23 protein-coding genes and 1 riboswitch are annotated in these 23,013 nt (G+C 49.0%); of the genes, 17 read left to right on the top strand and 6 right to left on the bottom strand.

Going from position 1 to position 23,013, the window contains the following annotated elements; translation table 11 throughout:
- Positions 1–85 precede the first annotated feature (85 nt).
- Positions 86–445 (top strand): iron-sulfur cluster assembly accessory protein, encoded by a 360-nt coding sequence (locus MHH48_RS29930; RefSeq protein ID WP_076324840.1) that lies wholly within the window; start codon positions 86–88, stop codon positions 443–445.
- 173 nt (positions 446–618) lie between these two features.
- Here the strand turns inward: MHH48_RS29930 and MHH48_RS29925 are convergent, their stop codons facing one another.
- Complete coding sequence (locus tag MHH48_RS29925; RefSeq protein ID WP_076324839.1) at positions 619–828, bottom strand: hypothetical protein; 210 nt, start codon at positions 826–828, stop codon at positions 619–621.
- 221 nt (positions 829–1,049) lie between these two features.
- Between MHH48_RS29925 and MHH48_RS29920 the strand changes: the two genes are divergently transcribed.
- Positions 1,050–1,712, top strand: a complete 663-nt coding sequence (locus MHH48_RS29920; protein ID WP_076324838.1) for a YheC/YheD family protein — start codon at positions 1,050–1,052, stop codon at positions 1,710–1,712.
- Between the two features lie 297 nt (positions 1,713–2,009).
- Positions 2,010–2,153, top strand: a complete 144-nt coding sequence (sda, locus tag MHH48_RS29915) for a sporulation histidine kinase inhibitor Sda (protein ID WP_098748866.1) — start codon at positions 2,010–2,012, stop codon at positions 2,151–2,153.
- A 197-nt stretch (positions 2,154–2,350) separates the two neighbouring features.
- On the opposite strand, the gene MHH48_RS29910 is transcribed toward sda, so the two are convergent.
- Entirely contained in the window at positions 2,351–3,352 is a 1,002-nt protein-coding gene (locus tag MHH48_RS29910) for an NAD(P)/FAD-dependent oxidoreductase (RefSeq protein ID WP_076324837.1), read from the bottom strand.
- Positions 3,353–3,830: 478 nt separating this feature from the next.
- Here MHH48_RS29910 and MHH48_RS29905 point away from each other — a divergent pair, with 478 nt between their 5' ends.
- Both MHH48_RS29905 and MHH48_RS29900 read left to right on the top strand, forming a co-directional pair.
- Positions 3,831–5,024: an NAD(P)/FAD-dependent oxidoreductase gene (locus MHH48_RS29905; RefSeq protein ID WP_076324836.1), complete on the top strand. Its 1,194-nt coding sequence runs from the start codon at positions 3,831–3,833 to the stop codon at positions 5,022–5,024.
- Entirely contained in the window at positions 5,025–5,285 is a 261-nt protein-coding gene (locus tag MHH48_RS29900) for a hypothetical protein (RefSeq protein ID WP_076324835.1), read from the top strand. It begins immediately after the preceding gene.
- A gap of 156 nt (positions 5,286–5,441) precedes the next feature.
- Here MHH48_RS29900 and hemQ read toward each other — a convergent pair whose 3' ends face one another.
- Positions 5,442–6,191 (bottom strand): hydrogen peroxide-dependent heme synthase, encoded by a 750-nt coding sequence (gene hemQ, locus MHH48_RS29895; protein ID WP_076324834.1) that lies wholly within the window; start codon positions 6,189–6,191, stop codon positions 5,442–5,444.
- 250 nt (positions 6,192–6,441) lie between these two features.
- Here hemQ and MHH48_RS29890 point away from each other — a divergent pair, with 250 nt between their 5' ends.
- The 3 genes from MHH48_RS29890 to dnaI all read left to right on the top strand — a co-directional run bounded on the left by MHH48_RS29890 (position 6,442) and on the right by dnaI (position 9,432).
- Positions 6,442–6,741 carry a YuiB family protein gene (locus MHH48_RS29890; RefSeq protein WP_015737411.1) on the top strand — a complete coding sequence of 100 codons (300 nt, stop codon included), beginning with the start codon at positions 6,442–6,444 and terminating at the stop codon, positions 6,739–6,741.
- A 198-nt stretch (positions 6,742–6,939) separates the two neighbouring features.
- Complete coding sequence (locus MHH48_RS29885; protein WP_076324833.1) at positions 6,940–8,445, top strand: DnaD domain protein; 1,506 nt, start codon at positions 6,940–6,942, stop codon at positions 8,443–8,445.
- 33 nt (positions 8,446–8,478) lie between these two features.
- On the top strand, positions 8,479–9,432 hold the full coding sequence (gene dnaI / locus MHH48_RS29880; protein ID WP_076324832.1) for a primosomal protein DnaI: 954 nt from the start codon (positions 8,479–8,481) through the stop codon (positions 9,430–9,432).
- Between the two features lie 117 nt (positions 9,433–9,549).
- Here dnaI and MHH48_RS29875 read toward each other — a convergent pair whose 3' ends face one another.
- Entirely contained in the window at positions 9,550–9,705 is a 156-nt protein-coding gene (locus MHH48_RS29875) for a hypothetical protein (RefSeq protein ID WP_006212594.1), read from the bottom strand.
- 250 nt (positions 9,706–9,955) lie between these two features.
- Between MHH48_RS29875 and trxA the strand changes: the two genes are divergently transcribed.
- Both trxA and uvrC read left to right on the top strand, forming a co-directional pair.
- The gene (gene trxA / locus MHH48_RS29870; protein WP_076324831.1) at positions 9,956–10,273 is read left to right on the top strand and encodes a thioredoxin; all 318 of its coding nucleotides are present in this window, start codon (positions 9,956–9,958) and stop codon (positions 10,271–10,273) included.
- Positions 10,274–10,408: 135 nt separating this feature from the next.
- Entirely contained in the window at positions 10,409–12,415 is a 2,007-nt protein-coding gene (gene uvrC / locus MHH48_RS29865; protein ID WP_076324830.1) for an excinuclease ABC subunit UvrC, read from the top strand.
- Here the strand turns inward: uvrC and MHH48_RS29860 are convergent.
- Entirely contained in the window at positions 12,387–14,075 is a 1,689-nt protein-coding gene (locus MHH48_RS29860) for a CPBP family intramembrane glutamic endopeptidase (RefSeq protein ID WP_076324829.1), read from the bottom strand. The two genes, uvrC and MHH48_RS29860, sit on opposite strands and share 29 nt — an antisense overlap.
- Before the next feature lie 291 nt (positions 14,076–14,366).
- A riboswitch (cyclic di-AMP (ydaO/yuaA leader) is annotated at positions 14,367–14,511 on the top strand.
- Positions 14,512–14,575: 64 nt separating this feature from the next.
- Here MHH48_RS29860 and MHH48_RS29855 point away from each other — a divergent pair.
- On the top strand, positions 14,576–15,916 hold the full coding sequence (locus MHH48_RS29855) for a TrkH family potassium uptake protein (RefSeq protein ID WP_076324828.1): 1,341 nt from the start codon (positions 14,576–14,578) through the stop codon (positions 15,914–15,916).
- A gap of 16 nt (positions 15,917–15,932) precedes the next feature.
- Complete coding sequence (locus tag MHH48_RS29850; protein WP_076324827.1) at positions 15,933–16,607, top strand: TrkA family potassium uptake protein; 675 nt, start codon at positions 15,933–15,935, stop codon at positions 16,605–16,607.
- A gap of 36 nt (positions 16,608–16,643) precedes the next feature.
- Here the strand turns inward: MHH48_RS29850 and MHH48_RS29845 are convergent, their stop codons facing one another.
- Positions 16,644–17,561, bottom strand: coding sequence for a LysR family transcriptional regulator (locus MHH48_RS29845; protein WP_076324826.1), 918 nt, complete (start codon positions 17,559–17,561; stop codon positions 16,644–16,646).
- 261 nt (positions 17,562–17,822) lie between these two features.
- On the opposite strand from MHH48_RS29845, the gene MHH48_RS29840 reads away from it, so the two are divergent.
- The 5 genes from MHH48_RS29840 (at position 17,823) to MHH48_RS29820 (ending at position 22,850) form a co-directional block, all read left to right on the top strand.
- Entirely contained in the window at positions 17,823–18,491 is a 669-nt protein-coding gene (locus MHH48_RS29840) for a succinate dehydrogenase cytochrome b558 subunit (protein ID WP_076324825.1), read from the top strand.
- Between the two features lie 16 nt (positions 18,492–18,507).
- Positions 18,508–20,250, top strand: coding sequence for a succinate dehydrogenase flavoprotein subunit (gene sdhA / locus MHH48_RS29835; RefSeq protein ID WP_076324824.1), 1,743 nt, complete (start codon positions 18,508–18,510; stop codon positions 20,248–20,250).
- Positions 20,251–20,269: 19 nt separating this feature from the next.
- Positions 20,270–21,034 carry a succinate dehydrogenase iron-sulfur subunit gene (gene sdhB, locus MHH48_RS29830; RefSeq protein ID WP_076324823.1) on the top strand — a complete coding sequence of 255 codons (765 nt, stop codon included), beginning with the start codon at positions 20,270–20,272 and terminating at the stop codon, positions 21,032–21,034.
- Positions 21,035–21,150: 116 nt separating this feature from the next.
- On the top strand, positions 21,151–21,951 hold the full coding sequence (locus MHH48_RS29825; protein WP_076324822.1) for an AAC(3) family N-acetyltransferase: 801 nt from the start codon (positions 21,151–21,153) through the stop codon (positions 21,949–21,951).
- 212 nt (positions 21,952–22,163) lie between these two features.
- The gene (locus MHH48_RS29820) at positions 22,164–22,850 is read left to right on the top strand and encodes a potassium channel family protein (protein WP_076324821.1); all 687 of its coding nucleotides are present in this window, start codon (positions 22,164–22,166) and stop codon (positions 22,848–22,850) included.
- Positions 22,851–23,013: the final 163 nt, after the last annotated feature.

The raw sequence follows: 23,013 nt of genomic DNA, 5'->3' as shown, positions 1-23,013 counted from the left end.
TACATATCAAAAGCCATCATAACAACCTTGAGCGAATTCGCGAAGAGGAGTATACTTAAGGAGTGAACGAAAAGGAGGGTGACCTATGATTACAATCAGCGACTCAGCTGCAGAACGTTTAAAAGAAATGCTTGCTGAACAGGAAACGCCCAATATGTTCCTTCGACTGGGTGTCACTGCCGGCGGTTGCAGTGGTTTTTCATATGCAATGGGCTTTGACGATAATGAAACGGAAGCTGACGTATATATGGATCTGCAGGATATGAAGGTCGTTGTCGAGAAGGACGATCTGAAATACCTGAATGGTCTGGAAATCGATTTTGAGGAATCCGGCATGACCGGGGGCTTCACCATCCACAATCCGAACGCGACCGTAACGTGCGGCTGCGGTTCGTCATTCCGTACGGCAACGGATGCTGGCAAACCGAACGAAGAGCCTTGCTAATAAGGACTCTCTAGAGGGTTAAAGCCTGAGTCCAACAGTGAAAGACCTCTCCAGACAATCTTGTCGGGGAGGTCTTTTTTGCGTTATCGGGAACATCCGCTATAGACATAAGAACCCGAAAAAGCAGCCAACTCCGCGATAAGAAGAGGCTGCTTTTTCGGGTTCTTCATAGTTCAGACCGGGAAGAAGAAGGTATCGTTCAGCATCAGCACGATCATGCCGGCGGCCACAAGCGAAAATATGATGCAGCCCGCTCCGAGTCCTCTGCGCTTATCCTTGATGAACTTGAAGCCCATGGCAAAGATAAGAACGGTTACGGCTGCAAGTGCAATCGACATGCCGACAATGGCGATCCAGTATAAAACTTCAAACAATGCTGCCAAGGTGACAAAGCCTCCTTTATCGTTACCCAAGGTGATGGATTTATTACGGACAAAGCTCTGTTCTTACTATACGACAGATCACATCATTTGCAAAGGGAGGCTGTCTTGAGGCAGCAAGAACCTCAATTATTAGGCATACCATCACGGACAATCATCCAAGACAAAGAGCGGATTGGGGAATAGGATAACGTATGTCATGAATAAAAGGAGGCGAAAGCAGCATGGCGGGAAGACAACTGGCCAGCAAGTGGTTGAAAACAGAAGCGCTGCTGACCGATCCGCAGGTTGCTCCCTACATTCCGGCTACCCAGTCGTATGGAGGGGATACCCTGGTCTCAATGCTGGCCGAACACGAAATGGTCGTGATCAAGCCGATTGTAGGAACCGGTGGTAACGGAGTCATCCGAATACAGAAAGACGGAACGGGATACTTGGTAACCCATAAGAGGCGTACTGTTCATGTAGATACATTGAATTCCCTGTTATACGTACTGAACAGAATAAGACTGAGACGGCGCTACTTGATACAGCAGGGTATTCATTTGGCTAATATTCAGGGACGTCCGCTGGATTACCGTGTAAAGGTAGTCAAGGATCGAGGAAGATGGAAATTCCGGGCCATGCTGGGGCGACTCGCGAACCCAGGGCTTTTTGTGACGAATATTTGTAAAGGGGGGACGCTGCTTCGTTGTGGTCATGCACTCCGGCTGTCACTGCCCCATATTAATGCGAGGGAAAAGCGCAATGAAATGCGCCAAGTAACCAGACAGTGCATAGGAATACTGGAATCCCGTTTTCCAGGGATCGGCGAACTGGGATTTGATTATGGATTAGACAATGAGGGCAAGATTTGGATTTTGGAGGTTAATACAAGACCAAGCTGAATTTTTGTTTAATATTCCCAAATGAAGCCGTTTAATGATTTTTTAATAGGGTAATAAAAAAATAACGATAATCTACCGATATTATAATTGATCAATTTTTTTTATAGTAGATTTCCCCAATATCCTGTGTATAACATTTATCCCCATAATCCACTTTGATATGACCCTGTTTTTTACACTTACCAACAAATTATACACAGGATTTCCACAAGAGGTTGTGGATAAGCGAACAGTTGTTCCGTTTTGGTATGTCTGATATGATAGATTCAGGAAATTTGAGGAAGGGGTGTGAGAGGGATGGCTATGTTGACGGATGAGATGCTTCTCGATTCCTATCATATGGCTATTGAGTTGAAGTTGGAGCGAGAGTTCATCACTCTACTGCTAGCCGAGATTCATAAACGGAACTTGGACACCGATTCCGGCAGCATCCTGCATTAATCAGATTTTTCGTATATAGAATAGATAACTTACGACATGATACGTATATAATGTGGGAGCTTTCAACCAAGTTCTACATATGGTTTGAAGAATAGAAAAGGTATCTTCGATTCCGGGGCGATGCATACCCCCTCGGAATGAAGATACCTTTTTTTCTATGAATATAGATGTATATGAAGTTAAAATCCGAGCTGTCCTTACAATTTCATGTTACTGCTGTGGCCCGGAGCCAATCTGGCCTCAGGATCGAAGTAAACCTTGGCATTGTTTACGGCGGTAGGTGCTTCGCCAAATCCAACAGCGATCAGTTTGACCTTGCCCGGATAGGTGGTGATGTCGCCGGCTGCAAAAATACCGGGGATACTTGTTTCCATACGGGAATCCACCACAATGGAGTTGCTTTCGATGGCGATGCCCCATTCGGAGATCGGACCGAGGGAGGACACAAACCCGAAATTGACAATGACATCGTCCACTTCAATCTCTTGCGTCTCTTTGGTCTTAATATGCGAAAGCGTAACCTTCGTAATGGTATCTTCACCATGCAATTCGGTGATCTCGGTTGGCGTAATGATGTTCACCTTCGATGCCATCAGCTGTTCAACACTATGCTCATGGGCACGGAATTTATCACGGCGATGAACCAGTGTAACTTGCTCGGCGATCGGCTCGATCATGAGCGCCCAGTCTACCGCAGAGTCGCCGCCGCCGCTAATGAGAACCTTCTTACCTTTAAAGCGGCTGAGATCGTTGACGAAATAATGAAGGTTGGACTTTTCGTATGCTTCTGCTCCTTCAATCTCCAGTCGACGGGGTTGGAACGCTCCTACACCGGCTGTAATGATGACAGCTTTGGCGTGGTGTTCACCCAGATTCGTTTTTACGACAAAATGACGTTCTTCGAGTTTTTCCACAGCCTGTACCTTCTCTTCAAGACGAATGTCCGTTTTAAAGAGCTCCATTTGGGCAGACAGATTGTTCACAAGCTCTTGAGCGGTTACTTTTGGAAAGCCTGCTACGTCATAAATATATTTCTCAGGATACAGCGCAGCCAATTGGCCTCCAAGCTGAGGCATGCTCTCGATAAGTTTTACCGAAGCTTGGCGCATTCCGCCGTAAAAAGCAGCAAACATACCTGCAGGTCCGCCACCGATAATCAAAAGATCCGTCATATTGCTGTCTTGTGGCATCGTTGTCATGCGGTAAGCACCTCCATAAAATGAGTTTATATTCGAATCAGACAGACGTTCTTGTCCGGATAAAGCTGATTCATGAATTCCTTACCTATTATAATCGTCCCGAACCGGCATGAAAAGACGAGAATTGAGTTAAAATACCTAACATTGGAATGGATGCGCTTACTTAGTAAGTAAGGGGATGAATGGCGGAATTATTTGCACATTATATGGCAAAAAATTTCTTGATATTTGCATGGTTTATGCATATGATTAACGTGATAACTTGCGTTCATTACAGGGTAGTCCCATATATTATCAACTGCAGCAGCATTAAGGAAACTTAGTGTTTCAGCTGTTTTTGAACCTTAATGAACCTTCAGGTCAAATGATGAAACGGGCTCTGATAAGGGCTCTTCTCTTTTTTTGGATGCATTTTCACAGAATGTTAACATGTGTACCATACTGTATATATAAAGAGTAAGCTGGAAGGAGCAATAGAATGAGCAGCATACCGAAGATCGTAATCCTTGGCGCGGGTTACGGGGGCATATTGACAGCGCAGCGGCTGCAAAAAGAGCTGAATTATAATGAGGCCGATGTTACATTGGTGAATCGCCATGATTATCATTATATTACAACGCATTTGCATATGCCGGCAGCAGGAACAGACAGCATTGAGAACACCCGGGTATCCATTTCCAAGTTGATAGACGAATTCAAAATCGACCTGGTCAAATCCTCGGTTCAGGAAATCCGCCTCCACGATAAGAAGGTTATTCTTGAAGATGGAACGTTATCCTATGACTATCTTGTCATTGGACTCGGCGGAGAGCCGGAAACCTTTGGCATTCCAGGACTCGCTGAGCATGCGATGACGATCCGAAGCATCAACTCGGTACGATTGATTCGTGAGCATATTGAGTATCAATTTGCTTTATATAAAAATGAGCGCAGACCGCAAGAGCGCATTAACTTTGTGGTTGGCGGGGCCGGATTCAGCGGCATCGAGTTTGTAGCCGAGCTGGCGGACCGCATTCCGAGACTGTGCAAGGAATATGACGTGGATCCGACGCTGGTGAATATCTATAATGTTGAAGCCGCGCCTGCCGCGTTACCTGGGTTTGCACCGGAGCTGGTGGAGTACGCCATGAACGTTCTTGAGAAGAAAGGCGTTACCTTCAAAATGGGCATTGCGATCAAGGAATGCCTCCCAGGCGGAGTCGTTCTGAACAATGGTGAAGAGATCCGGGCGGCAACGGTGGTATGGACCGGCGGCATCCGTGGGAACCGTCTGGTGGAAGCAGCTGGTTTCGAAACGATGAGAGGCCGCGTCAAGGTGGATGAATACTTGCGCGCTCCCGGATATGAGAACATTTATATTATCGGCGATAACTCCCTGATTTTTAATGAGGAAGGCAGACCTTATCCGCCGACCGCTCAAATGGCGATGCAGCAGGGCGTGTGTTGTGCCCAAAATATCGTTGCGGCGATTCGGGACAAGTCCATGCGCAAATTCGAGTTCCATAATAAAGGCACGGTTGCTTCCCTCGGCCGGGGCGAAGGCATTGCGGTTGTCGGCGATAAGAAATATCAGGGATGGAAAGCGGCTCAACTGAAAAAATTGGTTGATCTGCGCTACCTCTTCATTATTGGAGGGATTCCGCTCGTCCTGAAAAAAGGTAGGTTTCTATAAATGAGACACTGCAGCGTTCAAGTACGGGGGCTGCTCACAAGAGATGAGCTGGATCGTTATAACGCGCTGATGGAGGTCGGCTCCTATTTGGAGTCGCAAGAGCGTTACGATCTGGCTTACACCATTCAGCAGGAGGTCGACATTCTCATACTTCCAGCAATTGAGCGGCTCAAGGATAAGGGACGTGCCCGGGACCGGGCGACGGCAGAATATCTTGAAACCTTGCGCAAGCAAGAGCAAGATGAGGACGACAGTGAGTAATAGAAGAAGGGATGCTCTCATGGAAGAGAGCATCCCTTTTTTGACATATTAGAATTTATAAGTTTTTTGGGGTCCCCGCAAAGTATTTGGAATAAACATCGTAGCATAGGCTCCACTTTGTGGGGTTTTGTACATCCTTTTTATGTGCAGAAGGAATTATACCTTCATTAAATCTGTAAACGAAGCCTGATCGAGCAGGTTGCCGACATAGAACGGACCAAACTCGCCGAAACGCGCACTTACCTCATCAAATCTCATTTCGTACACGAGCTTCTTGAACTGAAGCGCATCGTCACTGAACAGGGTTACGCCCCATTCCCAATCGTCGAATCCAACGGAACCGGTGATGATCTGTTTGACCTTGCCGGCATATCCGCGGCCAATCATCCCATGGCTCTTCATCATCGATTTGCGTTCATCCATGCTCAGCATATACCAGTTGTCCGACAAATCCCGCTTTTTGTTCATTGGATAGAAGCAAATATGCTTCGATTTAGGCAGAGCCGGCTTCAGACGGGCAATGACATGCGGATTCTGCATCGGATCCTCATCGGAGGAGCCAGCCAGGTAGTTGCTCAGCTCGACAATGCTTACATACGAATATGACTTGATGGTGAACTGGGCGAACGTTGTTTTGTTAAAGGCGTTCTCGATCGCGTTCAGCTCTTCGAGCGTCTCGCGCAAAAGCATGAATACGAAATCGGCTTTCTGACCGACGATGGTATATACAGCGGTACTGCCTTTCTGGGCAGCTTCGACGGCATCCCATTCCTCGAGGAACGCATTCAGCTCGTCCAGCGCAAAAGCACGTACTTCTTCATCTGCAGCTTTCCAGGCCGGCCAATTGATGGTGCGGAAATCATGCAGCGCATACCAGCCCTCAAGCGTCATTGCAGCTTCGTTCATGTGATCACTCCTAAACGTTATGTTCGTTATTATAGAAGCGGATGGCCGCTTGCATTAACTTCCTATATTGTACTGTAAGCGCAGTCGGAAGGGCAAACGCCGACACAATGATTTCACGATTGTTCGTTGATCTGTGACATTATTTTTAGTAAACTAGCTATTAGCTAAAGCTTGGTGTGCTGTTTCTTGCTGCAATAAAGTAGAATAGCTGCTACGCGTAGGTGATAAAGAAGAGGTGAAAACAGCGATCATGCTTCAATTTATTCCTGTGCTCGTGCTGATGATTTTGTTTTTTGTCATGATGTTCGGTATCGGTTTTATCCTAAATATGTTGATGAAGACGACCTGGTTTCCTTGCTTTCTGTTCGTGATTGTCATTTTGCCGGTCGTTGTATACAGCTTGTGGGATCGGGGCCAAATGTCGTTTTGGACTCACGTCGGATCATTCCAATTGGTGGATTACTTAACGGGAGTTGCAGGTCTGATTGGTGCCTACATGAGCGGATGGACCATTAAGACATTGCGTATTAAAGGCTTTAGAATGTTTTAAGGCGCGTGGCGCAAATTGAATGTAGTGTTGATGGCGGCTCTGCAATACCCGGGGGCCGTCATTTATTATTTGTGGAAGCATGCAAATGGCGGGCGCACGAATTCCAGAATTTTTGATGCGAAAGAACCGACTTCGAAACGACGGATTTATGATAGAATAGAGGAAGTCTATTTTTGGGCGACAGGGGGAGCATAAACGATGCGCATGACTAATTTTTTACATTTTACAGAGAACCACCGTTACTGCGTATACCGTGACTTCTGCTTAAGTGGCCTGGATGACAAAATGCTTGGTTCGATATATCAACCGATGGTTGGCGCGTTTGCGATCAGTCTGTACCGTCTTCTCGTATCGCATGTGCCGGTGGAGAAGGTGGGTTACTCGGCTATTGAACAGCAGCGAAGATTATTTCTGACATTAGGGCTTGAGCCTAGTGAAAAAGGACGCCGCTTTCTCATTGAGCAAACCTCCAAGCTGGAAGCGGTAGGTTTACTGCAGACAAGCCGGATGTTTGTCCCGGAAACGGACGACCATATCTATGAATATGAGCTGCAAGCACCGCTCAGTCCAGCAGAGTTCTTCAACACTCAGCATCTGACGCTGCTGCTTCGCGACAAGGTGGGGAAATTCGCCGTTCTGTCGTTAAGAGAAGAGCTCTGGAGCAAGGAACCCCTTGAATGGTCTGGTATTTCCTTCAACAAGGAGAACATTTCGGTTCCCTTTTATGATATTTTTGAGCTGAACACGCATGTCATTGATTATGAACTGGAGCAAGCGCTGGAAGAGGTCGCGGTGTCACGGAAGTCAGTGGTGCCGCCAAATCCGCAAGGAGAGGGTCTGAACTATGCGGACATTATTCTCCGTTTCCCGCGTGAATCCCGCAATCGGGTCTTTGTGGAGCGTCTTCGCTACGACCATGAACAGATGGGCATTGTGAATTACGTGGTGCGCAAATATGATCTCAGCACGCAGGATTTGTGTCGCCTGCTGGATGAGGACGGCATATTTACCGAGCATGGTGAGGTCGTGCTGGATGATCTGCAGCACAAGGCCAGTCTTCACTTTAGGCAGGGAATGAAGATGCAGGAGAAGCGGCAGATTACCGCGGGCAAGGTCGTTGCTTTGCATCAGGAGATGACGGCCGATCCGGAAGAGCCTGCACAGGAGCATGCCGTAGAGATGGAATACTATGTAGAAGTTCCTGCCCAGTTCCAATCGAAATGCGATATTCACCAATATAATATGATGCTCCGGAACGAGCCTTATACCCGGCTGCTGCAGACTTTCTTTCCCGGCTCGGTCCCAGCGCAGTTCCTGGACATCTTCGAAAAGATCGACCTGAGCTATAAGCTGCCGGGTGAAGTCATCAACGTGCTCATTCATTATTTAATGTCACTCATGGCCGCAGGCGGCGAGCAGCGAATCAACCGTAATTTCGTGGAGGCCATTGCTTCCAATATGCTGCTGAAGCAGATTAACAGCTATGAGAAAGCTGTTCAGTATATACGTGATCAAGCCAAGATGAAAGGCAAGCAGAAGGCAACCACACAACGTACGCGTACATACGCTAAAGGTGGAAAGGTGAAGCCGGAAATTCCAGTGGCTCTGGAGTCCGATCAGGCGGAGGCCGTATCGGATGAGGAATTCGAAGAAATGATGCGATTTGCGGCAGAAATGCAGGCTGGCAACAAGAAGGGCGGATAAAGAAATCCTGCTGAAGAGAGGAGGGAACAAGAGATGGAGTCCCTTGGTGAACTGCTGGAAAGCATGAAAAGTCCTGCGCTCCGGCGCAGAACGGAGCAGATTACGGAGGATTTGCTTAGGAATCCTCTGATTCAAGCTCTGCGGAGCGAATACCCGGAGATCGATGATCGGGTCATACGATTGAATTTAAGTAAACTGTATCAATATGCGGGAGATCAGGCCCACTGCAAGGAGTGTCCCGGCCTGAACCGGTGTCCGAATGATTTCCAGGGACATTTCAGCAAGCTGGATATCCAGCGGATGAACGGAACCGTGGAGATCTATGAGCGTAAGTCGCCGTGTTCCCTGCAGATTGCGAAAACTAATGAGGATCAGATCAAAAAACGGATTCGCAGCTTTTATGTCGATGAGCATGCCTTGAACGAAGGTTATGACAACATGGAGATTATGGCGAAGGACCGCTTGCGGGCACCGGCGGTGCACCAGGTCTTTAAATACATCCGGGATACGAAGGAGAATGGCTTGTCCCCGCGGGGCCTGTATCTCACCGGTTCGTTTGGTACGGGTAAGACCTACCTGATGGGCTACCTGATGCATGAGCTCGCGAAAGCGGGCCATTCGGGCGTTATCGTGTATATGCCTGATTTCGTGGAAGATCTGAAGACCATGATGCAGGACGGACAGAAGCTGAAGGACATGGTGGAGACGATGAAGCATTGCGATCTGCTGATCTTTGACGATATCGGAGCGGAGAATTTGAATCCGTGGGTTCGGGATCATGTCCTCGGTTCCATTCTGAATTTCCGGATGAACCGGCTGCCGACCTTCTATACGTCGAACTATCCGCTCGACGGGCTTGAACAGCATCTGAGCTTCACGAGCAAGGATGGGGAGGAGGCACACAAAGGACAGCGGTTGATGAACCGAATTGCGCCTTTTGTCGATGTCGTTCATTTATTTGGTGAGAATCAGAGAGGGAAATTCTAGTATTACAAGCAGACTTCCTATGGATAAGCTTTTCCCTTAATTGTAAAAAGTCTGATCCCGTTAGCGTGTGGAACGCGGCAGGATCAGACTTTTTATTGTGCACAAGGAGTCATCTAATTAGCCAACCAAGAACTTGATAATGACGAATCCGAAAAAGATGATGGTCATGAAACCAAACATTCCCACGAAGCCCATCATCAAATCGCCAAAGTCATTGCGTGGTTCTTCATTGATGTGCTCCCGTGGATCGTTAACGCGTACGTTTACATCCATGGTGCTTGCCTCCTCAAAAGGTGAACATGCCGTGCCAACACGAAAAACTTGACAGTCACCCGACTTGTTACTAGTAGTATACCCAATGCGCAAATCATTTGTAAAGATTGCATAAAAAACCCGTAAAATCCTCTTTCTTTAGGTGAGTATATTTCACTTTTTCTGACTGATTGTGGTATACTAAATTCGTCGACCCATTCGACAATTATGTTCGTACTATATGTAAATTATCCGTGAGGAGGAGAATATAATGGCTATCGTAAACGTTACCGATCAATCCTTCGTAAGTGAAGTGGAAGGTCAAGGAACGGTTGTAGTTGATTTCTGGGCGCCATGGTGCGGTCCTTGTAAAATGCTTGCCCCGATTTTGGAAGAGCTCTCCACAGATCTTGGTGATGCTGTGAAAATTGCTAAGGTGAACGTGGATGAGAATCCGGAATCCGCAGCACGTTTCGGCGTGATGAGCATTCCGACTATGATTTTCTTTAAAGACGGCCAGCCTGTCGATAAAGTGGTAGGTCTGAACTCCAAAGAAGCCTTGAAGGGCATCATTGCAAAACATCAATAAGCAGGATTGGTCATAGACTGCAATCTGCTTTCATAAAGCGCCTTCGGTGAAACCCGGAGGCGCTTTGTGTGGTTATTCATAGTGTTTTATATTTATGGTTAATACTATATAATCTCCTTGGAGAGGAGGGATAGCATGGACGATTTTGCCAAACAGCTTCAGGAGCAGGAGAGGGCGCTGGAGAATATCCGCCACAAGCTGGCATTGCTGCCGGACCAGCCCGGCTGTTACCTGATGAAGAATCATGAAGGCACGATTATTTATGTGGGCAAGGCGAAAGTGCTGAAGAATCGGGTACGCTCTTATTTTACCGGAAGCCATAACGGGAAGACCCAGATGCTTGTTTCGGAAATCCGCGATTTCGAATATATTGTGACCGGCAGCAACATGGAAGCCTTGATTCTGGAGTGTAACCTGATCAAAACCCATCAGCCGAGATTCAATGTGCTGCTGAAGGATGATAAAACCTATCCATATCTTAAAATAACGAATGAAGAGCATCCCCGTCTGGAAGTGACCAGAAGAGTGCTTAAAGATAAAGCCAAATACTTTGGCCCCTACCCGAATGCGTATGCGGCACAGCAGACCAAAAAGCTGCTGGACCGGATGTATCCTTTGCGCAAATGCGGCGTCATGCCGAAAGAAGTGTGCTTGTATTATCATATGGGACAATGCTTGGCTCCATGTGTAAAGGAAATTCCAAATTCTGCGTATGAACAGATTACCGGGGAGATTACGTCATTCCTGAGCGGTGGGCATGAAGAGATCAAGAAGGAACTGCAGCGCAAGATGCAGGAGGCTGCGGAGGATTTGTATTTCGAGCGTGCCAAAGAACTGCGGGATCAGATCATCCATATCGATACGCTAATGGAGAAGCAGAAGATTACGACGACGGATACGCGGGACCGCGACGTATTCGGTTATGCTGTGGATAAAGGCTGGATGTGCGTACAGATTCTGTACATGCGCCAAGGGAAAATGGTACAGCGCAACAAGTCCGTTTTTCCGTTCTACGGCGATGCGCACAGTGACTTTATGTCTTTTATTGCCCAGTATTACAGTGATAATCCTGCATTGCCGCAAGAAATTCTGCTACCTGAGCCTCTGTTAATAGGAGGCGAGGCTGATCCAGAGTCGGTTGCTGGAACGGCTGTGGATGAAGGTGTGTTAGACCCAGAGGAAGGCGTGGATTCGACGAGTACGCTTTCCGCAGGAACATCTGATGAGCAGCAGGCAGCCCTTGCCCAGGCACAGGAGAAGCAGGCCGAAGCCGCTGGCATCGTGGATGCAGCCGGAGGGGCTGCCGCCCTGCAGGAATGGCTCGGCGTGAAGGTGCATGTGCCGCAGCGTGGTTTGAAGAAACAGATGGTGGGCATGGCGTCGGATAATGCAAAGGTGTCCTTAGACGAGAAATTCCGCTTGATTGAGCGCGATGAAGAACGCACCTCGGTCGCAGCAGCGAATCTGGGCGAAGTGATCGGCCTCCAGTCGCTGAACCGGATCGAAGCATTTGATAACTCGAACATCCAGGGGACCAACCCTGTATCGGCCATGGTTGTATTCACCAATGGGAAACCAGACAAGAAGGAATATCGGAAATACAAGATCCGTACCGTGCTGGGACCGGACGATTATGATACGATGCGTGAAGTGATCCGGCGGCGGTACGAGCGCGTCTTGAAGGAGAATTTGCCGCTTCCCGATCTGATTGTGGTCGATGGAGGGAAGGGACAGATTTCCGCCGCCAGCGATGTGTTGGAGAATGAGTTGGGGTTGTATATCCCGGTCTGCGGGCTTGTGAAGGATGCCAAGCATAAAACAGCGCAGCTCATGGTCGGAGACCCGCCGGAGCCGGTTACGCTGCCCCGGGACAGCCAGGAGTTCTATTTGCTGCAGCGTATTCAAGATGAGGTTCACCGGTTTGCGATTTCCTTCCACCGCGAACAGCGCGGCAAATCGATGGTATCCTCCAAGCTGGATTCCATCCCGGGCATTGGAGAGAAGCGCCGGAAGCTGCTGTTGAAGCATTTTGGCTCGGTCAAAAAAATAAAAGAGGCTTCAGTCGAAGACTTCAAGCCCCTTTCAATCGGTGAGAAATTAGCAACGGAAATTCTTAAGGCACTTCGTGAGGAGGAGTCGTGACATACGGCTTCTCTTTTTTTGTTGGATTGAAACGGTAAATCGCATACGCAACAAGCGCAGGAAGCACCATGTAGAAAGCACCAATCAGCAAGTTGGTGGTGTCCTTGAGCAAGATCAGGCTAATACCCATCAAGATGCTATTAAAGATGACATGGGAGAACATGGCCGCCAAATACCCATATTTCAAAAAGATGTAGCTAAACAGCAAGCCGATGATAACCAGTTCAATGGGCCGGGAAATTACAGGGTATATCGGATAAAGCGTATGCCCGAGCGCCCAGATGAGCGAGGTAATCAAACTGGCAACGAACGTATTGCGGACGATCTTTTTCACCATTTTGATACCGAACAGTCGATAGACGGCCTCTTCGGATATGCCGGCCAGCCAGGCCATCAGCGGAAACAGCCAAGGATAGAGCATGTTGTAAGGCGACTGTGTGGCATCCGTGGTGGACCATGTATTTAAGGTTAGGCCCAGAACGATAAAGATAATGGATTGGACCCCAAGCAGGATGAAAGCCCACATATATCCCAGCTTCATGCTGTCCAGTACATAATGACCGTATCCGGGTTCTTTGGCGCGCGGCCATGGATTGAGCCCGTCTTCTTTTTGCCATAGTCCGTTGCCCCCGACAAGGGAGAAATAGAGCAGGGCGGAGAATATGAGCGAATAGACCGCATAGAAAATCATCATCCCGAATATACCGGTTTGCGACATCCCCTCGGATTTGAAAACGGGAATCAGATTATACGTATTTAGCATCTGAATGATAAACAGCAGCACCGCTAGGAACAGGCCGCGCTTAAACGACGTATAGGCTCTGGTCTTTACGCTGTACACAATGGCAAGAATGCCAAGGATGAGGGTGAACAGGCCATACCCTGCGAGTGTCAGCAGCGTTGCATCCTGAGTCTGCTTGTTGACATAGGCGGAATGGGCGGACGGGACTGAGAAGGATGGCTCATAGGAGCGTAATTTCCCATGTTCGAAGGTGAAACGGTGCTCCAATCGGGAATCGCCAATTTTGGATTCCGGGTCCACATATCGGAGCCGGGGTTCCCCTTCCCGTGTAACCAGCTCAAGGCGCGACAGGTCATAGCCCGCTCGCTGGAGCCAAGGCTCCGCGAGCGCTTGCTTCTCGGCTAATGACATGCCGTCCTCGACGACAAGCAGCATCTGCCTTTGTACATCGCCCTTGTTCAGCTCAATCCGGTCATAGCTGGAGCGGGCGTAATCGTACGAGAATCCGACGATGCCAGAATTTTGCATGTGCACGTCCACATTGAGGGCATCGCCTCCCGGCTCGCTGAAGCGAACGCGGTATACGTCATAGGGATATTTGGCTTCATAGGTTTTGTTGTATTCCGAAAGTTTCTTTTCCTTCGCCAGATATCCGTAAAGTTCCGATTTGGATTGATATGTAACCAATGTGTCATCCGTTTTTGCAGCCGTAAACTGCAAATGCTCCTGAGCAAAGCTTGAAGCCGCTTGCCGAGCCTGCTCCTTGGATATGATATTCGGAGATGCCATCTCGGTAGAATCCGGATTCGTCGACGGAAACACCTGAAATAATAGGAACAGAATCAGGCCGACTGCGGCAGGCACGATGAGCTGTTTTAAATTGGGCTTCAGCTTCAAGGGCTCTCTTGCACGATTCATGAAATTCCTCCTCTAGGAAAGTTGATACTCCCACTGGTATTCGATATGCCTGATTAAGTACGCATAGAGTCAATATAACATAGTTATGAAAGTCATAAGCAGCTTATCCCAATATCCGGAATAATGAAACAAATCGATGAAAATGAATGAAAGGTTTCGAAAACGTTAGAGAACCCCATGCTTGTATTCTTGAATATGCCCAATTCGCGCTCTTTTAAAGATTTTTTGGGTGAAAAACGGCATTGGGTTACGTACCAGATTGCGTTATAATCACATCATGCTTCAAGGAACCGAATATTCCAGCCGAATTTCGTACTGAAAATGGGGGAACCATGTAATTGGGGTGAATTTCATTATTCCTAGAATAATGAATAGGGCGACCTGTGGAAATGCCCGAATCCGTCAGCTAACCTCGTAGGCTGCAGCACAGGAACCAGACCGTAAAGGGCACTGCGTTTTCCAGTGTCTTTTTTCTTGATTTTTTTTAAGAAGGTGACCGATTGAACTCTAAATTTAACTGGCTCAGGTTGTCTCCGCCGCAGATTCTCGTGCTTGGTTTTGCGGCTATTATCTTCATCGGGACGGCGCTGTTAATGCTGCCGATTTCCACAAGTACAGGTGAACCGCTTGAATTTATCGATGCTTTGTTCACTTCGACATCGGCAACATGTGTAACGGGTCTGGTTGTGGTGGATACAGGAACGACATTCAGTTCCTTCGGAGAAGTCGTGATTATGCTGCTGATTCAGATCGGCGGGCTCGGATTCATGACGATGGCTACTTTATTTGCCTTGGCTCTGAAAAGACGCATATCGCTCAAGGATCGTCTCATTCTGCAAGAAGCGATGAATCAGTCCTCGATGGAAGGAATCGTAAGGCTGATTCGCAGAGTGTTGTTGTACTCCCTCATCATCGAGGCCTGTGGTGCCATCATTCTATCGATCCGCTGGGCGTTTGATATGCCGATCGGCCAGGCGATTTATTATGGCGTTTTTCATGCAGTCACGATGTTTAACAACGCCGGTTTTGATTTGTTTGGTGATTTTCGGAGTTTGACCGGGTATGTTTACGATCCTGTAGTCAACATAGTCGTGATGTTTTTGATTGTCTCAGGTGGCATTGGTTTTATCGTATTATCCGATCTGATTGATTTCCGAAAACAGCGGAGACTTTCCTTGCATTCCAAAGTGGTGCTCACCATGACGGCTACCTTGCTGCTGGTTGGATTTATCGTCATTCTTATATTTGAATTCACCAATCCGAGGACGCTCGGCTCTCTGAATTGGGGCGGAAAATTCTTCGGTGCGTTATTCCAGTCCGTAACGCCGCGTACAGCTGGCGCGAATACTATAGATATTACGGGGCTTCGACAGGCCACGCAATTTTTTATCGTGATTCTGATGTTTATCGGAGCATCCCCGGGGTCAACCGGTGGCGGTATCAAAACAACAACCTTCACCATTATGGTGGGGGCGGTTATCGCCATGATGCGCGGGCGTGAAGACATCGTCATGTTCCGTTATCGCCTGGCCCAGGAGCGGGTGCTGAAGGCACTGACCATTGCATTACTGGCACTGCTGCTCGTTCTAATCGTATCGATGATTCTGTCAACGACAGAGGAAGGGAGCTTCCTGGAGATCCTATTCGAAACGACATCCGCCTTCGGTACGGTGGGTCTCTCCATGGGTTTAACGCCTGAACTGACGGGATTCGGGAAGATTTTGATCAGTATTACGATGTTTGCAGGGCGATTGGGGCCTTTGACGCTTGCTTATGCACTGGGGCCAAAAAAGGGTAAAGAATTATATCGTCATCCGGAAGGCAAAATGATTATTGGATAAGGAGTACAGGAGAGACATGAAACCAAAGCAATTTGCAATCATCGGTTTGGGACGATTTGGCGCCAGCCTGGCGCTTGAACTGATGGAACAGGGATATGAGGTGCTCGGCATCGACCGCAGTGAAGAGGTTGTCGAGGATATGAGCGAGCTGCTGACGCACACGGTGGTGGCGGATGCTACGGACGAAGAGGTGCTTAAATCGCTCGGTATCCGTAACTTCGACTGCGGGATTGTGGCGATCGGGAACGATATTCAGATGAGCATCTTATCCGCCATCTTGTTAAAAGAGCTTGGTGTCGCCATGGTCGTTGCTAAGGCGATTTCGGTGCTGCACGGCCGGGCGCTGGAGAAGCTGGGCGTGGACCGGGTGATCTTTCCGGAAAGGGATATGGGGATCCGGGTAGCTCACCAGCTTGTCACGCCCAACCTGCTCGACTATATCGAATTATCCAAGGACTATCTGATTGTGGAGATGACGGTCACGGACTGCATGGACGGAAAAACGCTTAGCGAGCTCAATACGAGGGTTCGCTACGGTGTCAGCGTGGTGGCCCTGAATAAACAATCCGGCATCATCGTAGCGCCAACAGCCATGGATGTGGTGAACTCCGGCGACATTATGGTCGTTATCGGCTCCAATGATAATGTGGATCTCTTTGAGTCTGAGGTCGTGAATATGCTCGAAAAATAAATAAAGAAGAAAAAAACCTGACGACCCTATATACCGTCAGGTTTTCTTCGTTTTATCCTCCTCCAGCTTACGGAACAGGATTTCCGTTTCGTCAATCCAGCGGCTGGCTGCCTTGCTCAGCTCCGAGGCTTGGCCGTAGATCAGCGAAGTTGTTCGCCGGGTTTCAATGAGTGCCGGAATATGAATGTCGACAAGCCCGTTATCGGACAACAGCTGCGGTCTCAGATAGGATTTGGGCAGAAGCGCGGCTGCCTTGCAGGTCGGGATGAGCCTGACGATCGCTTCGAAGGAATCGATCTCCATCCGAATATCCGGCATAATGCCCCAGCGGTGGAACAGGTCATCCGTCAACTTGCGGTACCAGGTGCCGGTTGAGAAAATGATCATCGGCAAGCCTTGAAGCTGCTCGATGCCGACATCCTCGATCTCCGCCAGCGGGTGTGAAGACGGGATGACAAGCTCCAGATGGTCATCAAACAGCGGAATACAGTTTAAGCCGGGCTGGTTGATGGAGGAGGCGACAATGCCGACATCGACCCGTTTATCTCTTACATAAGAAACGATCTCATGGGTCTTGCCGGTGATCAGCTTGATTTCGGCCGCGGGATGACGCTCCATGAATGCGTTAACGAGCGGGGGCAAGGTGGTCTGCAGTGTGGTTAGGCTGGCCCCCAGGTTGATCGAGATCTGATCCCCCTCCCGGTAATGGGCCAACGTCTGCATGAATTTGATCTGCTGCTGGCGCTGCTCCAGGGCAAAGGTGTACACAATCTGTCCGATGGAGGTAAGCTCCAGCCGTTTGCCGCGGCGGTTGAACAGCTGCAGCCCGAGCTGGTCCTCCAGCTTGGCTATTTTCCTGGACAGGGCTGGCTGTGACAAGTTAAGCAGCTTGGAGGCTTGGTTTATGCTGGATTGCTCTACAACGACGGCGAACATGTCCAGTTCTTCAAACATGGAATTCCTCCTATATAAAATAGACATATGTGCAAAACATTGCTTATGCGTATAGATTATAACGATTAATAATTATATTGCAATTCCATTATAAGAAAAAAAGGAGTAACATGAAACATGACACAAGTTGTTCACACGATTGCCGAAATAGGCAGCTTTTTGTCGTTGCAACGGTTTTAGGACAGGGTAAGTGTAATTGTTCTGGAAATAGGAAAGATTGAAAATGAAAACGCTGCACATTGGAAAGGGGAACGTCGACTGATGAAAGGGTATTATTCCAGAAAGCTGCATTCTTTGCTCGGTGTCATACCGCTTGGAGCATTTTTGCTCAGCCATATGATTTCCAACTTTAAGGCTTTCGAGGGTGGAAAGGAAGGCTTTGCAAGCGCGGTCCATTTTTTGAACAGCATGCCGCTGATATTTTTCCTCGAGCTGTTCCTGATCTGGCTGCCACTGCTATATCACGGTGTCTACGGGTTATACATTGCTTACCAGGCAAATAACAACGTGGGCAATTTCAACTATGAACGGAACATCCGCTTCACCGTCCAACGGATCACCGGCGTTATTACGTTCGTTTTTGTTATCTGGCATATGTACGATACGCGTTTCCAAATCATGATCGGCAAAATCACGCATGACGATTTGGGCGCGACCATGCACGGCATCATGAACAATCCGATTCTGTTTACTCTGTACGTCATCGGCGTTGTGTCGGCAGCCTTCCACTTCACAAACGGCCTGTGGGCGTTCCTCGTTAGCTGGGGCATCACCGTCGGTCCGCGCGCGCAGAAGGTATCCACTTACATCTGCATGGGCTTGTTCGTATTGATGAGCGTGCTGTTTGTTCTGGCTATGACAGCATTCCGCAGTTCCGAATTCGAGGCGGCGACAGCAATGATCGATGTAGTTAAGACAGTCTTAAGTTAAGGGGAGTGAACGAAAAATGGCATCTAATATTATTGTAGTGGGTGGCGGCCTCGCCGGGCTGATGGCAACCATCAAAGCGGCAGAAGCAGGAGCTCACGTTCATCTATTCTCACTTGTACCTGTTAAACGCTCTCACTCCGTGTGCGCGCAAGGCGGCATCAATGGAGCCGTGAATACGAAAGGTGAGGGTGACTCTCCTTGGGAGCACTTTGACGATACGGTATACGGCGGCGACTTCCTTGCGAATCAGCCTCCGGTCAAAGCGATGTGTGAAGCGGCTCCGGGCATTATCCACTTGATGGACCGCATGGGCGTTATGTTTAACCGTACGCCGGAAGGTCTGCTCGATTTCCGCCGTTTCGGCGGAACGAAGCGTCACCGGACGGCATTCGCCGGCGCAACGACCGGACAGCAACTGCTCTATGCGCTTGACGAGCAGGTTCGCCGCTGGGAAACTGCGGGTCTTGTGACCAAGTACGAGAACTGGGAGTTCCTGAATGCGATCATCGACGACGAAGGCGTATGCCGCGGTATCGCTGCCCAGGATCTGCGCTCGATGGAGATTAAGGCGTTCAAAGCTGAAGCCGTTATACTCGCAAGCGGTGGTCCTGGTATTATTTTCGGAAAAACGACCAACTCGGTGATCAACACGGGAACAGCGGCCAGTGCCGTTTATCAGCAAGGCGTGCATTATGCGAACGGCGAGTTTATCCAGATTCACCCGACAGCCATTCCAGGCGATGACAAGCTCCGCTTGATGTCGGAATCGGCACGTGGTGAAGGCGGACGGATCTGGACCTATAAAGACGGCAAGCCGTGGTATTTCCTCGAAGAGAAATACCCTGCTTACGGAAACCTGGTGCCGCGTGACATTGCTACGCGTGAAATCTTCTCCGTCTGCGTCGATATGGGACTTGGGATCAATGGCGAGAACATGGTCTACCTGGACCTCTCCCATAAAGATCCGAAAGAGCTGGACGTAAAGCTTGGCGGTATCATCGAGATCTATGAGAAATTCATGGGCGACGATCCGCGTAAAATCCCGATGAAGATCTTCCCGGCAGTCCATTATTCCATGGGCGGCATGTGGGTCGATTACAACCAAATGACGAACATTCCCGGGCTGTTTGCAGCCGGAGAATGCGAGTATCAATATCACGGTGCGAACCGTTTGGGAGCGAACTCCCTGGTCTCCGCCATTTACGGCGGTATGGTGGCCGGACCGAAAGCGATTGAATATGTCAAAGGCTTGAAGAAGTCCGCTGAGGATGTTTCCTCCACCGTATTTGACCGCGTAGCGAAAGAGCAAACGACCAAGTATGAAGGCCTGCTCAAGATGGAAGGAACCGAGAATGCTTATGTGATCCATAAAGAGCTCGGCGAATGGATGACCAACAACATGACGGTTGTTCGCTACAACGACAAGCTTGAAGCTACCATCGGCAAAATCAAGGAATTGAAGCAGCGTTACCGCAATATCAATATGACGGATACCTCCCGCTGGAACAACCAGGGCGTGGCGTTCACACGCCAGCTGTGGAACATGCTGGAGTTGTCCGAGGCCATGACGCTGGGTGCGCTTCTCCGTAACGAAAGCCGGGGCGCTCACTACAAGCCGGATTTCCCTGATCGTAACGATGAAGAGTTCCTCAAGACAACCAAAGCAACCTGGACGCCTGATGGACCACAGATTTCATACGAAGAAGTGGATGTTTCCTTAATCCCACCGCGTATTCGCGACTATTCGAAAGACAAGTAAGAAGGAAGGGGGATTTACGATGTCTCAAACGGCAGCCGCCTCAAAGAGCGTTAAGTTTATCATTACACGTCAGGACAATCCGGAGACGAAATCCTATACTGAGGAATTCGAAATTCCGTACCGTCCCGGCATGAACGTCATTAGTGCGCTGATGGAAATTCAGCGCAATCCCAAAAATGCACAGGGCCAAACCACCGCACCAGTATGCTGGGACTCCAACTGCCTTGAAGAAGTGTGCGGAGCTTGCTCCATGGTCATTAACGGCAAGCCGCGCCAAGCGTGTGCGGCATTGATCGATAAGCTGGAACAGCCGATCCGGATTCAGCCGATGAAGACGTTCCCGGTTGTAAGAGACTTGGTTATCGACCGCAGTCGTATGTTCACGGCCCTGAAGCGCGTGAAGGCGTGGATTCCGATCGATGGTACCTACGACCTTGGCCCCGGACCTAAAATGGCGGAGAAGAAGCGTCAGTGGGCTTACGAGCTGTCCAAATGTATGACATGCGGTGTATGTCTTGAGGCTTGCCCGAACGTCAACGAAAAAACAGACTTTATCGGACCAGCTGCCATTTCCCAAGTTCGCTTGTTCAATGCTCACCCGACAGGTGAGATGAACAAGGAAGAGCGTCTGGAAGCGCTGATGCAGGACGGAGGCATCGAGGGCTGCGGCAACTCGCAGAACTGCGTGCGTTCTTGTCCGAAGGGCATTCCGCTGACTACGTCGATTGCGGAAATGAACAAGGACACAACCAAACATCTGTTTAAGCGCTGGCTTGGCGTTTAATCGGTTTAGCTTCAACACCAAGGCGTCTGACCGGGGCATGGCTTCGGGCAGGCGCTTTTTTTGTTGTATGATATAAAACATGTGTTTATTAGGATATTGAAATGGAGATGAGTCACTTGATCATCGAAAAACCGATTACGATAAAGGATATAAGCGATGACCTGCTCGCTCTTGGCGTACGGAAGGGAATGACCCTGCTCGTCCATTCCTCGCTCAAAAGCGTGGGCGGATGGATTGTCGGTGGTCCGGAGGCGGTTATACTGGCCCTGGAAGACGTACTGGGCGATGAAGGGACACTGGTGATGCCAACGCAGTCTGCGAACTTAACCGATCCGAAGACATGGGGAAACCCTCCGGCCGACCCAAAATGGTGGGATTTGATCCGCGAGAGTATGCCTCCCTATGACCCAGATCTGACCGTTACATCAGGGATGGGGATCATTCCGGAAGTGTTCCGTAAACAAGAAGGGGTCATCCGAAGCCGTCATCCGCATGTTTCGTTTGCAGCACGCGGCAGGGATGCAAAGGCACTTATGCAATCCCATCCGCTCGATCATAGCTTGGGCGAAGCCTCGCCGCTGGCACGCTTATATGAAGCGGGTGCTTACGTGCTTATGCTGGGTAGTGGCTATGGCAATAATACTTCCTTCCACCTTAGCGAATACCGCACGGATTGGGCAGGCAAGAAGGTGGTAACTGCCCACGCGCCAGTACGCAGGATGCAGGGAATAACAAAGTGGGAGGCATTCCAGGATATCAACTATCATTCCGACGATTTTGAAGCGATTGGAGCCTCGTTTGAAGCGCAATGTCCCGATGCATATAAGCATGGCCGTGTAGGAAAGGCAGACTGTGTGTTGGCAGAACAGCGGGCGATGGTGGATCATGCTGCGCAGTGGTTGGAGAAGAACCGTTAGATCTAAAGCAGTTGGACGGCTTTCGTTCGACTCGCTGTACGTGTTTTGTCGCTATTTTTAACAAAAGATCAGGTGGAGATGAATGTAGTTTAAAGCGAGCAGGGGCCGACTACCAGCGACCTTCAGGTGCATAAATACCGTTACGAGGGTAATAAAGACGTAATGGTACGGGCTGCCGTTTGAGGGCCACAAGCCAAAGGAGGGACTTGAAGATGTCATGGTGGATGTGGCTGCTCAATTTGACGGGCTTCCTGCTGTTGATTTATTTGTTCTACAGTATGGACAAGAAGTGGTCCAGCAGGCCTTTGCTGCTTGCTCCACTGCTCATTTATGTCCTGGTATCGGTTGAAGATTTGCTGGGGTGGATCGATCTGATGAACGTGGTGCCCGGTGAAGGCGGCATGCGCGCTCTGATCCTGCTGTTTGCATTATGCTCCGTTATTTTTTATGTGCTGTATATATTCGATAGAATTGCAGACTCCGTCAATCAGCATGTTGATATGAAAACAACCTTGGTTCGGATTAGCATGGCGGCGGGGATGTGCATTTTGTTTTTCACGATGGTGTATATGTCGATCTATAAGCTGTTCGGAGGCATTTCCTTCGAAGGCGAGAATATCGGCCAGGATTTGCTAAGCCAGTTCATTAGCTTCCTGTATTTCAGTATGGCGACGTTTGTCACTGTCGGATATGGCGATATAGCCCCAGTCGATAATACGTCCCGGCTTGTCGTGGTGATGGAGATTGCCTTCAGTTTCATTACCGTTGCGTATGCGCTGTCCATGCTGGGGACGCTGCGCCGGATCTTTAAGCCCGGCGATGACGGCTTGGAGATGGATGACAGTGAAGAGAAGTCGAAGGCCAATAAACCGCATCGAAGAAAACATTCATCCATGTAATAAAGGCGCATCTTTGCCGATGCGTCTTTTTATGTGCGACGGGCAGTCATAACTTTAGCGAGTTAATCGCTACAAATAATCTGTTAAAATATGTTCCATCGGAACGGGATCGATAGGAGCATTACATAAACTTTTGAAGGCGATTAAAAAACACTGCGGAAAA

The organism is Paenibacillus sp. FSL F4-0100, from assembly GCF_037993005.1.
Classification (GTDB): Bacteria; Bacillota; Bacilli; order Paenibacillales; family Paenibacillaceae; genus Paenibacillus_AQ.
Note: the sequence above shows the minus strand (reverse complement) of the source record. Positions and strands in the feature narration are given on the sequence as shown.